Genomic DNA, 15,796 nt, shown 5'->3' on the forward strand with positions numbered 1-15,796 from the left:
GGCTTGTAATAAAAGCGCACCTTGTAGGCGAGGTTTTGCGTCGGCGGCATGAAATCTTCCTCCGGGAGGGGAGGTAGATTTTCCAGATTCACTTCGTAAGCTATGCCGCGTTTGCCCTCAAGCTTCACTCCCGGAGGAAGATTTTCCACCCATACGAGTGCATTAATGGCACGCTCTTTTCCGTCGGCCAAATATTGGCAGGATGGAAGATTTTCGCCGGGCTTAAAGTTGCCAAAGGGAATAAAGGAGTAATGCGCCTTGCGTACGGAGTATGGCTTTTAGATCCTCCATTCCGGGGTTGAAAAGAAGCGGTCGTAGTATAGGTCGTAGCGGTACTCGAGGATGCTGCCCACTTCTACAGAGGGCAGGCTAAAGACCTTGCGGCTGACCGTGAAGTCTCCTGTTTTGGTCAGGAGAAGTTCTTCCGGTTTGCCTGCAAGCGGAATAATCGTACCATCGGCGTGAATGGTGCGGGCCTGAATGTCGGTGACTCCCCATCCCTCGTTTACATACGGAATATTGACTGTGGAGAGTTCCTTGCCTTTTTCCGTAAGAATCTTGATGCGCTCGTAGATAGTGCGCACGTGGCGGGGATCATTATCCAGCTCTTCCTGGTTGAGGATGATGGCCGCCGCGCCCGGATTCTTTGGGTCAGCGGTCATCTTCAATTCTTCTTCGGTTGGCTTCTGAAACTGTGCGTGCAGCATGGTGGAGACAGAAAACAGAGACAAGAAGAGTACAGCCCGATTCAGACAACGCCCTGCCCACATGGTGTTGATCCTTGATGAAGCTGAGAAATTTTAATTTAGAACAGTGTCTGCCTGCCGAAGGGAAGAGGCAAAACAAACGTACAACGGGCAGGAAGGCGATGCCCCCCGCAGAGAGGCGGCAAAATGAATGCGGCTCAGCCCCGGAAGTTTATCGGAGCTTCGCATCCAAAGCAGGGGCTAGAGCGGTTCTCCAATAGGTGTAGCCCTTTGTAGATCCTGCAAGGTGGTTTTTTCATGAGGAAAAAACCACTCAGCGGCAGTGGATTCGGTGTACAGCAATTGGAGAACCGCTATAAACAGGCTGCGGAAAAACTCGCCTCCGAGTGGATTTCTCTTTGCGGAGGGAGCAAGGGCCTTCAGGCCCTTGAAGCATGAATGGTGCGAATATCGCCTTTAGGCGCGGGCATTTTCTTACTTTGGCGGCGAACGTCCGAAAGACTTCCGGGGCTGAAGCCCGCGCTCATTTTACCGCTTTTTGCAGGGGTTAAAACCCCTGCCTCGCTCCGCTATGAGTTTTTCCATAGCCTGTAAGGTCGTGCCCTTTCAAAGCTCCTGCCGCAGATACAAACTCCAGGGTTCGTGCTTTCCCAAGTCCCAGAAACGGGACCTGGGGCACCCGGCATCCGTCGCAAAGAGCAACCGCAGATCTTTCGACTCCGTTTGGCCAAAAACCGGCCAAACTGCGCTCAAGATGACAATGTAATTGTGAGGACAATTCAAGGCTGGCGCGGCGGCAATCAGCCCTTGGCCAGTGCCGCATCGATCATGGAAGTCACACGCGCCAGGGGCAGGCCTACTACGTTGAAGTAGCAGCCCTCGATGCGGGGAATGAAGCGGGCGGCGCGGCCCTGAATGCCGTAGGCTCCGGCCTTGTCCATGGGCTCGCCGGTGGCGACGTAGGCGGCAATCTCTGCTTCGCTCATGGCGGAAAAATACACGGTGGTCTGCTCGGCGGAGGCGGTAACACCCTGGGCCGTGGCCAGGGCCACGCCGGTAGCCACCACATGAGCGCGGCCAGCCAGCAGACGCAACATGCAAGCCGCATCGGCAGCGTCCGCAGGTTTGCCCAGAATCTGGCCATCGACGATGACGGTTGTATCGGCCCCCAGCACCATGCGCTTGCTGCTGTGGCCTTCCCGCTGCAGGCGATCATGGACGGTCTGGGCCTTTTCCGCGGCCAGACGGGTTACGTAGGCGACGGGATCTTCGCCCTCATGCACCGACTCATCCAGGTCGGCAGGCAGAACGTCAAAGCTGTAACCGCACTGGGCAAGCAGAGCGCGGCGGCGGGGCGAGGCAGAGGCTAAAACCAGCATATTTGCATTATGTCAGCTGAATCGGGCCCGCCAACGTCCATATACTAAAAGGAGAAAGACGGCGCGACCCTACCCGTGCCGGCTCAACAGGTTTACATGCATTTAGACTTTGGTTTCCATTTCGTCCAGGTTCTCTGGGCTCTGAGTTTTGCCGCATTACTTGTGCTTGAAGTGATTCTTCTGGGCAAGGACCGCGCCCGTCGCTTTCCTCTGTTTGCCATCAGCATTGCTCTGGTGACATTGCGCCTGCTTACCAGCCGTTTGCTTTACGGCAGGCTTGATCCGCTGAAGATGAACTTCATCTTTTTGGGGCTGGCGGTAGCCATCAGCACGGCCAATCTGGCGGTACTGGTGGAACTGGCCCGCCGCAGCTTTACCGGAGCGAGCCGCAAGGCATGGCTGATCTGCTCGGCGGCGTTTCTGGTGATCAGCGGTGCAGTTGTGGCTGTGTGGGGTCTGTGGCCCTCGTGGCAGACGCTGGCAGGCCATGGCACGCTCTCGGTGCTGCGTTTTATGCAGCTTTATGCCCAGCGCGCGGACATGCTGGCCTGCATGCTGGCCATTCTGCTCTGCCTGCTGGTGGTCTTTACTGGCCGCCGCTTTGGCGCTGGCTGGCGCTCGCACGGCCTGCGCCTGATTCTAGGTGTGGCTGTTTATGCCGCTGCCCAGCTTGCCGCGCGTGGCGTGTGGCAGTACATTGCCACGCATGTTGTTCCGCACTCCCGCGAGGAGTACGAGAACATCGTGGGTCTGCAGGAGAAGATCTACAACGGCAGCAGCGTGGTCTATATCGTGGTGCTGCTCTGGTGGATCTTTGCGCTCTGGCAGCAGGATCCGAACCATCCCGATCCGGTGGTAGCCTCTGCCGCCCCGTTGGACGCTGCTCTGCCTGCGGTGGAAGCACCGGTTGTGGAAGCGCAGCCCGTGCTTGAGGCAGAAGTTCCGCCTGCTACGGAAGAGGACGCAGAAAAACTCTAGAGGCAAAAGCCGGGCAGGTTTTGCCGGCTTCATGCCAGCGTCCTTGATCCAGCAAAGAAGTGTTTCCCAAATCCCCTCCCAGACCGCGTTTTGTTGTTGCGGCCTGGGCGGGGATTTAGCGTATGGGAGCAAAAGCGGGAGAGATGCTCTAGAGTCCAAGGTTCTGCGGTTGTTCTTCAAGAATCTTTCGCAGAAGTTGTGTGTCTTTGGAGCCATGGTTCATGGAGGCAGAGGCAAAAAGCAACCGCAGGTCCTTCGACTCCCTGCGGTCACTCAGGATGACAGGCTGAAGTTTAGAAGCGCAGCAGGTACGAAACCTTCATAAAGATTTGTTTGCTGTCGTCAAGCAGGGTGTTGTTGCGCGGCACTTCCGATTGGCTCGCGTCACATGCTCCACCCGCCAGACGATAGCACAGAGTGCGGTCAAGATTTTGCAGATCGTTGCTGTAGCCCAGATAAACAGCGGTTCCCGGATGTGGCAGCCAGGTGAGCAACGCCTGTGAGGAGAGTTGCCTGGTTTTCTGCAGCGTGGTCAGAGCAGGATTTGCATGGGTCGAATCGTACTCCACGATCACACGCGCCGAGAACGCTCGGGTGAACTGGTAGTTCACCTTGCTGCGCATCGTTTGTGTCTCATAAACAAAAGCGCCACCCTTTGAAGCGTGATCGCGATCCAGCAGATAGTAATTCGTCATGGTGAGCGCCGCCATCGGATGCGCAATAAGGGTCAGATTCACCGTCTGCTGCTTGAGCAAAGAGGGCGTCTGATTGGCAACCGGACTGTAATTGACATTGTCACTCTCCAACGCCTGCAAAGTAAAGCTGAACTGCGACCAGGGAGCGCCGCGAAAGACCACTCCGCCATAATTTTCCGTAATGTTTTTATTGCCGCTCAGCGCGGAGTAGCTGGCCGGAATGACCGTGTCCGAGTTCTGCCCCACAAGGGGAGCAATCACAAAGTTGCGCGGCAGCGTCCAATACGGATCAAAGCTCGAATAATGATAGACGCGGTTGTTGTTGTGGTCGAAGGCGAAGCTATCGCTGCTCTCGAGCCCGAAGCCCTGCACGATACTGTGGCGCGGATACCATTCATAGCTCAGGTAGTTGGAATCACTGCGGATATTGGAAGTCTGAATGTAACCGGTCTGCGTCGCGAATCCTGAGCTGATGTCGGTATAGCCGTTATTGAAATTGAAGGCATGTCCACTGCGCGAGAGATAGAAATATTCGGCCGGTCCGGCGGAATAGCCGGGATTATCCTGATCGCCCATGGTGGAGCTGAGCAGCATCTGTCCCTGTGAACTCCAGTGGTCGTTGAAGCGCAGCGTATAGTCAGCTCCGCCAACGCGGTTCCAGCCGCTTCCGAATTCCTTATCGGTATAGACCAGCCCCACCTTCGAACCTTTGCCCAGATCCTCGGAGATTCTGCCCACGGCAATCAGAGCGTGCTTTTGATAGAGCGGATCGCTGGCGGAAACTTGCAGCCCGGGCATTCGATCATCCGTCAGAAAGACTCCCTGATTGGTCTTCCCCAGTTTCCCCGTAGTGCGGAGGCCAAATTCCGGACGCTGAATGGTGCGCGTGTAGACCAGCGTAAAAGGCGTACTGAAGTAGTTGGCATTCTCCAGAAAAAACGGTCGCAGTTCCGCGTAGGAAACCGGGTAGCGCTGATCGACCGTAAACTGCGGCGCATCCGATTCCACATCGCTGAAATCCGGATTCAGCGTTCCATCCACCACCACGCGATTCTTCAGAACCCACTTGACCTCGCCGCCAGCGGTGCCTTCCAGTTTGCGCGCGCTGAAATACGGATCGCCCATGTAAGTGTCGACCAGTTTGCGCTCGTTCTGCGCCAGCAAATAGGGATTGATCTGAATATTGTGCGACTCGGTCACACCGCGCAAACCTTGCAGCGTTCCCTCCTGAGTCAGGATTCCGCTCACGTTGGCGGAGACGCGCGGCCAGTAATCGGTCTCGCTGTTGCGGGGAATATTTCTCCGCAGGACCACACCCCACTCTGCCTGGCCGGAGTGAAAGCGCAGACTGCGAAACGGAATGGCCACCAGCGCCATCCAGCCATCCTTGGTGATGCGCCCCTCGGAATCCCACACCGTGTCATAGCTGTAGTCGGTGCCATCCGACTCGCTGTAAGCAGCGTCGGACTGCACTCCGACGGGATTCACCAGAAACTTCACGCCGGTGCGACGATCGCGGAAGGGGTCCAGCAAAACAGTCACATAGTCGTCGTTTAAAACATCCTCGCGGCGGGCCATATGGCTACGGATCAGCTCCGGATGGCGATCATGGCAGAGAAAGACAAAGTACATCGTCTTCCGTGTGTGCGCCATCCACACTTCGGTCTCTTCACTGGCCGCGTCACCGTTGCTGGGTGAGGTCTGGATAAATCCGGAGACATGTCCGAGCTTTGCACGTAATTCCACGCGTGGCTGCATTCCGGTAAAATCCGCCAGCGTCAGAGGCGCATCAATCAGTGGAAGCCTGTTCTCACTGATCTGCGTGGCAGCTTCCGATTTTTGCTGCATATTCGGTTTTGCAGTCGCCGACGCCAGGACACAACTTAAAATTAGAAAGGCAAAAGGAATACAGCACTTCATGGAATAGATATACGTACTCGACCCTGCCTCCGGTTCCCGGATAGTACTTTCGCGGAAAAACTGCAAAGATCCGGGCCTGAAGGCCTCGCCTTACTTGTTCGCGCTCTGCGCCACCAGAATCGATTCCATCAACTGGTCAGAGACTTCCTTGACGGCGTTGGGCGAGTGGGCCAGGAAGAGCGTGCTGGTCTTGTCGTTTTCGCCAATCGACTTGAGCGTGTCAAAGTACTGCGTGACCAGCACCAGCTGCATCACTTCCTTCGACGTTGCGCCTTCGACGGCTTTCTGGAAGCCTTCGACCGAGGTCTGCAGACCCTCGATGATGGCCTTGCGCTGGTTGGCAATACCCTGCCCCTGCAGCGCCTTGCTCTCGGCTTCAGCTTCGGCCTTCTTCACCACCAGAATCTTTTCCGCCTCGCCACGGGCGGCCGCGGCCACCTGCTCCCGCTGGGCAGCGTTGATGTCGTTCATCGCCGATTTTACCTTCTGGTCAGGAACGATGTCGGTCACCAGCACGTTGACGATCTCGTAACCGAAGGCGGCCATATCGGCGTCCAGTTCCTGCTTGACGGCTGCGGCAATCGACGACTGGCTGGCAAAAACCTCATCGAGCGTCATGCCGGGCACATGGCCCAGAATCACCTGCTCCACGTAGCTCTTGATCTGCGCCACCGGATCGCTCAGCTTGTAAAAAGCGTCGTAGACCTTCTCCGGCCGGACACGATTCTGCACCGAGATGGGGATGGTCACGAAGACGTTGTCCTTGGTCTTGGTCTCCATGGTGAGGGTGATCTGGTTGACGCGCAGGCTAACCAAACCGGCCACCGTGTCAAAGTACGGCATCTTCCAGTTCAGGCCCGGCTCGGCCACCCGCAGAAACTTGCCAAAGCGCGTGATCACAGCCACTTGTGCCGTGTTTACGGTAAAGAAGCTGCCAAAAACCACGCTCACCAGAAAGATGACAACCACTCCGAGAAAGACTGCAAATACCACGTCCATAGGACTCCTCCACCGCTGTTTTTTTAAAGCAAGCAGCGATTGTAGCAGGCGGCAAAGAATCGCAGATGAGAGTTCCCCGCAGGGTCTTTTCCTCTGCCCTTCAGGCGATTGTTCAGATGCCTTTAATGGCTCCGCAAACTGACCAAGGGAAGCTTGTCTGGAAATAATCTTGCAGAAAAGACGGGAATCCGGCTTACACTGGCCGTGAAATTCTTCTCTTCCATGGCCGTTGCTCTGCTGACGCTTGAAATTCGCATCGAACACGCCCAGTCGCTCAAAGACCGGCGGCAGGTGGTACGTTCGGTCAAGGATCAGCTACGGCAGGGCTTCAACATCTCGATTGCCGAGATGGACGAGGCGGTCACCTGGCAGTCCGCCACGCTGGGCGTGGTGGCTCTTTCGCGTTCGCGCGACTATCTGCACGGCCTGGTGGAAGAGGTGGAACGCGCGGCCCGGCGCATGCTCAACGAACACGGAGCCGAGCTGGTCGATTCTTTCTGGGAGTATCTGGAAAATCAGGAAAGTTAGCCCCAGAAAAAATCGTGCAAGGCTGCCGTTCCCTGAAGGTCACGGCAACTTTGGACTTGTGGCTTGCGTATACAGCATTCCTGATTTTGCTAGAGCGATGGCGCGAACGCCCGCCACCACATGATCAAAGACCGCCAACACGAACTCATCGTTGATGGGGCTTTGATGCTTGAGCAGCCGTCCGACCAGCGGACCAATAATGCAATCGAGGAAAAAAGAAATATCGGTGCTGGCGGGCAATTCCCCGGAGAGGACGGCCTCGGCCACCAGATCGTGCTTGTCCTGGGTCTCTGGCTGGATGACGCGCCCCAGAAACTCTTCGCGCAGCACGGCATTGTCCTGAATGGCAGTCAGCAGGCGGGCGACCACGATACCGCTCTTGCCGGAAAAAAAGCGGCCAATCTCCAGCACGTGGCTGCGCAGCCGTTCCAGCGGCGTGCCCGCGTCGTGTAGTTCCTTGAGCGCTTCTATACGATCCATAAAAGCGTCCAGCAGCAGGGCTTCCTTGGTAGACCACCAGCGATAGACGGTGGCGGTACTGGCACCGGCCTTGCGGGCAATGTGCACCGTGGTAATTTCAGCCACCGGAAGGGTTTCCAGGAACTCATAGGCGCTGGCCAGGATGGCAGCGCGCGTGCCTTCGCTCCGCGGCCGGCCGACCGGTCGCTTGGAGCAGCAAATATCGATGGGGTTAGGCAATTTCACAATAAAAACTTCGTCCATACTATTTTAACGTGAAAAGATACATTGAAAACAGTTATTTTCGTTTTATAATATTTATTCAAGACCATGACGGATGCCCTGAACCCGAATCTTGACTGGAAGCCCAGGTATAACCCCTGGTTGATTTCCATGGTGGTAGCCCTGGCTGCCTTTATGGAGGTGCTTGACACCTCCATCTGCAACGTCGCCCTGCCGCACATTGCCGGCGGTATGGGCTTCAGCATGAGCGAGGGCACATGGGTGCTGACCACCTATCTGGTCGCCAACGCCATTGTTCTGCCGATCACCGGCTGGATCTCCAGCGCCATCGGCCGCAAGCGGTTTTTTCTGTTTTGTATTGTGACGTTTACGCTCTGCTCCCTGCTCTGCGGCATGGCTCCGAACATTCAGATTCTGCTGCTGGCCCGGGCCTTGCAAGGGGCCAGTGGCGGCGGTATGCAGCCCATGGCGCAGGCCATCATGGCCGATTCCGTTCCGCCCAAGCAGCGCGGCATGGCCTTTGCCCTGTTCGGCGTGACCACGGTTGTGGCTCCGGCCTTGGGGCCCACGCTGGGCGGCTGGATTACCGACAACTTCACCTGGCGCTGGATCTTTCTGATCAACATCCCGGTAGGCTTGCTGGCCTGCGCCCTGATCTATCAACTGGTAGAGGATCCACCGTTCCTGCGCCGCTTTAAACCGGGCCAGATGCGTCTGGACACGGTGGGGCTATCCCTGCTGGTGCTGGGCATCAGTTCCCTGCAGGTCGTGCTCGACAAGGGACAGGAAGACGACTGGCTGTCCTCGCACTTCATCGCCACACTGACGGTGATCGCCGTTGTCTGCCTGAGTTCGCTGATCGTATGGGAGTGGCGACACAAAGCGCCTTTGATTGACGTTCACCTGTTCAGGAACATCAACTTTGCCAGTTCCTCGCTGGTAATGTTTCTGGCGGGCATCACCATGTTTTCTTCGAGCATTCTGATGCCGCAGTTTCTGCAGGCCATGATGGGCTACACGGCGGTGAATGCAGGCATGGTGGTTTCGGCTGGCGCGGTGGTCGTGCTGTTCATGCTGCCCATTGCCGGCATGCTCACGACTCAGGTTCCCGTCAAATACATTATGGCCTTCGGCTGGCTTTCATCGACTGCGGCCATGATTTATTCCACCCGCGTTCACTCGCTCCAGATCAGTTTTAACTACGCCTGCCTAATGATGGTGGCGCAGTTTGCGCCCATCGCCTACATCTTCATTTCAGCCACGACGGCGGCATATTTTGGCGTACCGAAAGATCGTTCCGACTCGGTTTCCGGCCTGACCAACTTCATGCGCAACATGGGCTCCAGCGTGGGCACGTCACTGGTGCAGACCATTCTGGCCCGGCGAACACAGTTTCACATGAGCAGGCTCGGCGAGCACGCCGTGGCCTCCGACCCGGCCTTTCAATACAACATTGCCGCGGGTGCGCATCTGATGGGCGGCGGGTCAGGCGGTGTGGGCGCAGCGATCAGTATGGCCTACATGACACTGCAGGCGCAGGCCATGACGCTTTCCTACGTGGATGCCTACATGTTCATGGCCTGCTGTTCGGCGGCCATGTTCTTCGTCTCGTTCCTGCTGAAGAAAAACGACCCGCACTCGACCGAAGTGGCAGTGGGGCACTGAGCAGCGGCAAAACTCGTGGCGAGGAAAGCCCTGGCAAAAACGCGGCAAAAAGTCCCAGGGCTGAAGCCCGCGCACGGTTTGCCTCTTTTTGCAGGGGTTAAAGCCCCCGCCTCCCTCCGTACGAGTTTTTCCGCAGCCTGTAGTGTCCCGAGTCCAAAGTTCGCTTCGTAATTATTCTGTCCTCTTGCGCAGAGGTTGAGCGTTTTTTGGCCAAATGGAGTCGAAAGATCCGTGACTGTCCTTGAAGGATCTGCCACGGAAGTTTTGTCTCTTTGGGACCAAAGTTCATGGATGCAGAGGCAAAAAGCAACCGCAGGTCCCCTTCGGCTGCGCTCAGGGCAGGCTTTCGACTCCCTGCGGTCGCTCAGGATGACAGACTTAAATTTGACAAGGACTTCAGGCTCAGGGCGCTAGGGTCTGTTGATTTCATTGCGCTTCCTTGGCATGGCTCAAGCCGTGGCCTTTCAAAGCACGCCGTTTGTCAGCGACCTGTCCGGACCTTCGGGCCCGGTTTCCTTTTGGGCGTAAAACCTGCTTGCCCAGGGCCCCTGAAAGCCTCTTGCTCTCCAACACAGCCTTATTTCTGCTATCCTGAGTGGTTTACCCAAGGCAGGAGGAAGCCATGCCGGAACAAAGAGGCAGAAAACATCATCAAGACCGGGTGGCCGAAGCGCTGCGCGAAGAGATCAGCATTATGATCGAAGGCGAGCTGTCGGACCCGCGCATTGATTTTTGTACAGTAACCGAGGTTGTACTCAACCCCGGAGGCAAGTCGGCCCGAGTCTACGTGGCCGTTGACAACTCAGCAAAAGGCAAGGACATCGAGAAGGCCGAACGGGATACGGTGGCCGGACTGGAAGCCGCCAAAGGCTTCATTCGGTTTGAAATCAAGGAGCGGCTGGGGGTGCGTCACGTACCCGAGCTTTGCTTTGAAGCCGACCGTTCCGGCCGCTACCAGGCCCGCATTACCGAGCTGATGACCCGCTCACGCAAGCGGCAGAAGAAAACGGCTGCCCCGGAAGAGGTGGCAGCTCCAGCCACGGAAGTTGTGGCGGAATAGCCGATGGAAGTTTCGCTGCTGAGTCCAGGCTCCTCGATCATGGGCCAGAAAGGCCGCAAACGACGTCCCGCCGTGGCGCAGAACCAGGAAGAAGCGACTCTGATCGCTGAAATTCTGGATCTGCTGCGCCGGGGACAGCGGTTCCTGGTTTGCGCCCACACACGGCCCGACGGCGATGCGCTGGGCAGCATGATGGCCATGGGCATGCTGCTGGACCAGATGGGCAAGCAGTCCGATCTGATCACCGCCGACGGCATACCCCAGATCTATCGCCAAATGCCTGGCGTGGAACGCATCCAGCACCAGCAAAAGGTTTACGGCCATTATGACGCCGTGATCCTTTTGGAGTGCGACAGTGTGGAACGCTCCCGGCTGCAGGGACTCGAAAACTATCCACTCATCAACATCGACCACCACGTCTCCGGTCGTCCCTTTGCCCAAATCAACTGGATTGACCATGAAGCTGCCAGCGTGGGCGAAATGGTCTTCCGGCTGGTGAGGGCCGCCGGAGCCGAACTCACCCAGGCCATGGCCACCTGCCTCTACGTAACGGTGCTCACCGATACGGGAGGCTTCTGCTGGGGCGGAATCGGCGCATCCACCTTCCAGCTAGCCAAGGAGCTGGTGGAGGCTGGAGCCGATCCGGTGGGCATTGCCCGCGACGTCTGCTTCTCTACGCCCATGGCCAAGGCGCTACTGCTAGGCGCGGCACTCGGCAATCTGCATCATGAAGGCCCGCTGGCCTGGCTCTGGGTTACGCAGCAAGACATGCAACGCACCCACGCTGCCGAAGAGGATTGCGAAGGCATCGTCAACATGGCGCTGAGCATCGTGGGGGTGGAAGCGGCAGTCTTTCTGCGCGAGTTGCCGGATGGCTACGTGCGCCTGAGCCTGCGCAGCAAGGGACAGGTGGACGTGGCCGCGGTGGCCGAGCAACTGGGCGGCGGCGGGCATGAAAATGCTGCCGGCTGCACACTCTCCGGTCCGCTGGATTCCGCCATCCAGACCATTCAGGATGCGCTGCTGCAGAATTTCACACGATCCTGTCCATAAAGTAAAGTGGATTTGGAAAGTGGATTTGGAAATGGATTCGCCGGGTTCCCGGATCTGTTAGCCTTGACCCAGTTGATCGACGCAAACGCGTTCCACGGAGCGCGCAAACAGGGCAAAACGAGCAGAGAAAACCCCATTCAGCTCGATCGTCCGACTCCCGACGGTCGACAAATATACCCGGACTGCGGAAGAAAAAATGAGTGTAGAAACGACTGGTAGCGAGCCTGCAAAGAGCTGGCGCAAGCAGATCCCCTCGTGGCCATCCGTGCGTGAAGCCACGGTTTTCATGGTCTTTACCATCTTTTTCCTGCTCTACGGAGTCACTCCCCTGCTGGGCGGCGACGGGTTGGGTCTGGTGGGCGCCGACGAACCGCGCTACGCCCAGATCGCCCATGAAATGCTTACCCGCTTTGACTCGGCGCACAGCGTCAAGGAGCGGCTTTCGGCCTGCGTTACCCCCTATCTTTATGGCCATCCGTGGCTGGAAAAGCCGGCTCTCTACTACTGGCGGGCGATGTTCCTGTTTCAGGACTTTGGCGTACACGACTGGAGCTCGCGCCTGCCCTCCACCACCTTCGCCTTCATCATGGTGGGACTCATCTACCTGCATATGCGCAGGTTCCGGCCCGGAGGCCATCTGGACGCAGCCCTGATTACGGTGGCCAGCCTAGGCATCATCGGCTTTGCCCGCGGCGCTTCCACCGACATGCAGTTGGCCGCTCCGCTCTCCATCGGTCTGCTGGGCTGGTACGCCTGGTATGAGACCGATTCCAAGTTCTGGCTCTACGACATTTACTTCTTCACCGGTCTGGCCACACTGGCCAAGGGGCCGGTAGCGCCGTTTCTGGCGCTGGTGATCATTGGCGCTTTTGCCCTGCTGCGCAAGGAGTGGAGTTTGCTCCGCCGCAGCTTCTGGTGGCCGGGCGTGGTGCTCTACTTTGCCATGGTTCTGCCCTGGTTTATTGCCGTGCAGCACCAGAACCCCACCTTCTTCCGGGAGTTCTTCCTCGAACACAACCTGCAACGCTTTGCCACGGACCGCTATCAGCACCAGCAGCCTGTTTACTACTACCTGGTGGTGGTGATTCTGGCCATGATGCCGTGGACGGTGGTGGCCCTGCGTGCGCTGGCCGACGGCATTTTTACCGCGACGGTCGAATGGCGAGCCCGCTACGCCAAGCACTCCAAGCCCTGCTCGAATGGCACCGGCGACGCCTTCCCCGAGTTTCTGGTGCTGTGGGCGCTGATTCCCATCCTCTTCTTCAGCATCTCGCAGTCCAAGCTGCCCGGCTACATTCTTCCTTCGATTCCGCCCATCTGCATTCTGACCGGTGATTACCTCTTCCGCAGCCGTCTGCGGGGATTGAATAGCTGGATTCTCTTTGGCCATGCCGCGCTCTGCGGCCTTGTTGCGGTAGCCGTGCTGCTGCTGCCCTGGTTCGTGGCGCACGGACCCTCCGTGCCTCCGGTACAGGGCATTGTGGGAGCGTTGCTGGCGGGCTGCGGAGCGGCGCTGCTGATCCTGATTGTTACCCGCGCCTACGGCGTGGCCCGGCTGCGCGTTGCCACCTGCACCGTATTGGCAATCCTGATGGTCTTCCTCTACGGCATTGGCCCCTTCTTCGGCGCGCCTGCGGTTGCGGCCTCCAAACAGGTGATCCAACTGCTGGACCGCTCCTACTCTGCCCGGCCGCTGGCCGACCGGCTGGCCACATTAGCCTCTCCGCAGGAGACGGTCGCCGTCTTCCGTGTGCGTCGCGACATTGAGTACGGTCTGGCCTTTTATCGCAACCACGAAGTAGTCAACTACGAGCAGGAAGGCGTGCCTGAAGGCCAGCACCTGTTGGTAGCCCGCATCACGGGCCGCGCAGGCAAGGACTTGCATACGCCGGAAGCCCTTGAAGAGTACCTGGACGGTCGCCACTACGAGCCCCTCTTCAGCTGGCCCGAACAGGGGCTGGAAGTTTATCTGGTGGGAGCGAAGTAGGAAAGCGGCTTTCAGCCGTCAGCTCTTTCCTGCGCCGTCCCTAACGGGACTCCATGTTTTGTGGGGCAGTTGACGGCTGACAGTTGACGGCTGAGGGCTGAAAGCTGCCTTCCGTGCTAATCTGAGCTTTCAACCCCCCAGGGAGAGGCTCTTGCAACCCAGCTTTTTTATTGTTGCCGTTTTTGAGTTCGTTCTGCTGATCTTTGCGCTCAGCTTTCACGAGTGTGCCCACGCCTGGGTAGCTTCACTGCTGGGCGACCAAACTGCCCGCATGCAGGGTCGCGTCACGCTGAATCCGGCCGTGCACGTGGACCCGATTGGCACCTTGTTGTTCCCGGCGCTGGTCATTTTTGGCCCCGTCTTCGGACTGCATATGCCCCTCATGCTGGTGGGCTGGGCCAAACCTACACCGGTGATCACCCGCAACTTCCGCAAGATCGTCCGCGACGACAATCTGGTGACGCTGGCCGGGCCCTGCTCGAACCTGCTGCTGGCCCTGATCTCGTTGATTGTGCTGGTGGTCGTGGCCAAAACCACGCCGGGCGGAGCCGAGACAGCTTTGCTCTCGTTTCTGGCCGCCGTTGGCCAGGGCGATCCGACGACGGCCAGCCCCGTCTGCATGTTGGCCAGTCTGTCCATCGTCATCAATCTTTCCCTGACCGTCTTCAACCTGCTGCCCATTCCGCCGCTCGATGGCAGCCGCGTAGTGCGCAACCTGCTGCCCTACAACGCCGTGGTGGTTTACGACCGCATCGGCGGCTGGCTCAGCTACCTGCTGATGATCTTTGTGGGCGGCACACTGATGCGCATCACGGTGGGACCGCTGCTGGGCATGGTCTTCCACCTGCTGCTGCGCCTGCAGCCCGCGACGATCACCCTGCAGTAGCGAATTGCACCGAAAACGGTGCATAAGTACCTGTTTTCAGGCGACTTATGCACCGCTTACCCCCAGTATTCCACCGCTAAAGTCTCTTCCCGCTGCCACTACAATGAAGTGAGCCCCCTTGCGCGTTGTTTCGTGCTGGCAGGGGCGCATCTTTCGAGCAGTAATCGGGAAGCGACCACTCAAATGGCAGATCAGGGAACCACTCCGAATCGTCCGCGCGTGCTCAGCGGCATGCGTCCCACCGGCAAGCTCCACCTGGGCAACTACATGGGTGCCCTGGCCAACTGGGTACGCCTGCAGCAGCAGGAGCAGTACGAGTGCTACTTCTTCATCGCCGACTGGCATGCGCTGACGACGGATTACGCCGACACCTCCAAGGTGACAGAGAACATCCGCGAAGTGATGCTGGACTATCTGGGCGCGGGACTGGACCCGGAACGCAGCACCATCTTCCTGCAGAGTCAGGTGCTGGAGCACGCTGAGCTCTCTCTGTTGCTGGGCATGGCCACGCCGCTCGGCTGGCTGGAGCGTGTGCCCACCTACAAGGAGCAGCAGGAGAACCTCAGCGGCAAGGATCTGTCCACCTACGGCTTTCTTGGCTACCCGCTGCTGATGGCAGCCGATATTCTGCTCTATCAGCCGGACTTTGTGCCGGTTGGCCAGGACCAGACGGCCCACGTGGAGCTGACCCGCGAAGTAGCCCGCCGCTTCAACCAGTTCTACAAGCTCCCCGACGGTCGCGAAGTTCTGCCCGAGCCCAAGGCTCTGCTGACGCCCGCGCCCAAGCTGCCCGGCACCGACGGCCGCAAAATGTCGAAGAGCTACGGCAACACCATCCAGCTGACCGACCCCGAAACCGAGGTACGCAAGAAGCTGAAGACCATGGTGACCGACCCGGCCCGCGTGCGCCGCACCGACAAGGGTGACCCGGAAAAGTGCCCGGTGGGCGATCTGCACAAGCTCTTCAGCACGCCGGAGACGATGGCCAAGGTCTGCGACGGCTGCACCACCGCCAGCATCGGCTGCATTGAGTGCAAGGGCTGGGCCGCCGACGGGCTGGTACAGATCCTGAACCCGCTGCAGGAGCGCCGCGCCAGCTTCAGCGTAAGCCGCGTGGACGAGCTGCTGATGGAAGGCTCCCGCAGGGCCAAGCTGCGCGCCTCTGAAACCATGCGCCAAGTACATGAAGCCATGCAGATGAAGTTGAGCAACAAGTAGAAACCACTCCAGACGCCCG

13 protein-coding genes are annotated in these 15,796 nt (G+C 58.3%); 8 read left to right on the plus strand and 5 right to left on the minus strand.

What is annotated here, in order from left to right:
* Positions 1 to 278: 278 nt before the first annotated feature.
* Positions 279 to 731, minus strand: a complete 453-nt coding sequence (locus ACOBR2_RS19375; RefSeq protein ID WP_420237727.1) for a DUF3857 domain-containing protein — start codon at positions 729 to 731, stop codon at positions 279 to 281.
* A gap of 776 nt (positions 732 to 1,507) precedes the next feature.
* A complete protein-coding gene (locus ACOBR2_RS19380) occupies positions 1,508 to 2,086 on the minus strand; it encodes a Maf family protein (protein ID WP_420237728.1) in 579 nt (192 codons plus the stop codon).
* A gap of 96 nt (positions 2,087 to 2,182) precedes the next feature.
* Here ACOBR2_RS19380 and ACOBR2_RS19385 point away from each other — a divergent pair, with 96 nt between their 5' ends.
* Positions 2,183 to 3,064, plus strand: coding sequence for a hypothetical protein (locus tag ACOBR2_RS19385; protein ID WP_420237729.1), 882 nt, complete (start codon positions 2,183 to 2,185; stop codon positions 3,062 to 3,064).
* A gap of 293 nt (positions 3,065 to 3,357) precedes the next feature.
* Here the strand turns inward: ACOBR2_RS19385 and ACOBR2_RS19390 are convergent, their stop codons facing one another.
* The gene (locus ACOBR2_RS19390) at positions 3,358 to 5,607 is read right to left on the minus strand and encodes a carbohydrate binding family 9 domain-containing protein (protein ID WP_420237730.1); all 2,250 of its coding nucleotides are present in this window, start codon (positions 5,605 to 5,607) and stop codon (positions 3,358 to 3,360) included.
* 162 nt (positions 5,608 to 5,769) lie between these two features.
* Positions 5,770 to 6,678, minus strand: a complete 909-nt coding sequence (locus ACOBR2_RS19395) for an SPFH domain-containing protein (RefSeq protein ID WP_420237731.1) — start codon at positions 6,676 to 6,678, stop codon at positions 5,770 to 5,772.
* Between the two features lie 204 nt (positions 6,679 to 6,882).
* Here ACOBR2_RS19395 and ACOBR2_RS19400 point away from each other — a divergent pair, with 204 nt between their 5' ends.
* Positions 6,883 to 7,206 (plus strand): DUF503 domain-containing protein, encoded by a 324-nt coding sequence (locus ACOBR2_RS19400; RefSeq protein WP_420237732.1) that lies wholly within the window; start codon positions 6,883 to 6,885, stop codon positions 7,204 to 7,206.
* Positions 7,207 to 7,245: 39 nt separating this feature from the next.
* On the opposite strand, the gene ACOBR2_RS19405 is transcribed toward ACOBR2_RS19400, so the two are convergent.
* Complete coding sequence (locus ACOBR2_RS19405; protein WP_420237733.1) at positions 7,246 to 7,929, minus strand: TetR/AcrR family transcriptional regulator; 684 nt, start codon at positions 7,927 to 7,929, stop codon at positions 7,246 to 7,248.
* 66 nt (positions 7,930 to 7,995) lie between these two features.
* Between ACOBR2_RS19405 and ACOBR2_RS19410 the strand changes: the two genes are divergently transcribed.
* The 6 genes from ACOBR2_RS19410 (at position 7,996) to trpS (ending at position 15,777) form a co-directional block, all read left to right on the plus strand.
* Positions 7,996 to 9,573: a DHA2 family efflux MFS transporter permease subunit gene (locus tag ACOBR2_RS19410; RefSeq protein ID WP_420237734.1), complete on the plus strand. Its 1,578-nt coding sequence runs from the start codon at positions 7,996 to 7,998 to the stop codon at positions 9,571 to 9,573.
* Positions 9,574 to 10,195: 622 nt separating this feature from the next.
* The gene (gene rbfA / locus ACOBR2_RS19415; RefSeq protein ID WP_420237735.1) at positions 10,196 to 10,633 is read left to right on the plus strand and encodes a 30S ribosome-binding factor RbfA; all 438 of its coding nucleotides are present in this window, start codon (positions 10,196 to 10,198) and stop codon (positions 10,631 to 10,633) included.
* Positions 10,634 to 10,636: 3 nt separating this feature from the next.
* Complete coding sequence (locus ACOBR2_RS19420; protein WP_420237736.1) at positions 10,637 to 11,686, plus strand: DHH family phosphoesterase; 1,050 nt, start codon at positions 10,637 to 10,639, stop codon at positions 11,684 to 11,686.
* Between the two features lie 196 nt (positions 11,687 to 11,882).
* Complete coding sequence (locus ACOBR2_RS19425; RefSeq protein ID WP_420237737.1) at positions 11,883 to 13,673, plus strand: ArnT family glycosyltransferase; 1,791 nt, start codon at positions 11,883 to 11,885, stop codon at positions 13,671 to 13,673.
* A gap of 151 nt (positions 13,674 to 13,824) precedes the next feature.
* Positions 13,825 to 14,559, plus strand: a complete 735-nt coding sequence (locus tag ACOBR2_RS19430; RefSeq protein WP_420237738.1) for a site-2 protease family protein — start codon at positions 13,825 to 13,827, stop codon at positions 14,557 to 14,559.
* 183 nt (positions 14,560 to 14,742) lie between these two features.
* Complete coding sequence (trpS, locus tag ACOBR2_RS19435) at positions 14,743 to 15,777, plus strand: tryptophan--tRNA ligase (protein ID WP_420237739.1); 1,035 nt, start codon at positions 14,743 to 14,745, stop codon at positions 15,775 to 15,777.
* Positions 15,778 to 15,796: the final 19 nt, after the last annotated feature.

Source organism: Telmatobacter bradus (genome assembly GCF_048629425.1).
In the GTDB taxonomy this organism is placed as follows: Bacteria; Acidobacteriota; Terriglobia; order Terriglobales; family Acidobacteriaceae; genus Telmatobacter; species Telmatobacter bradus.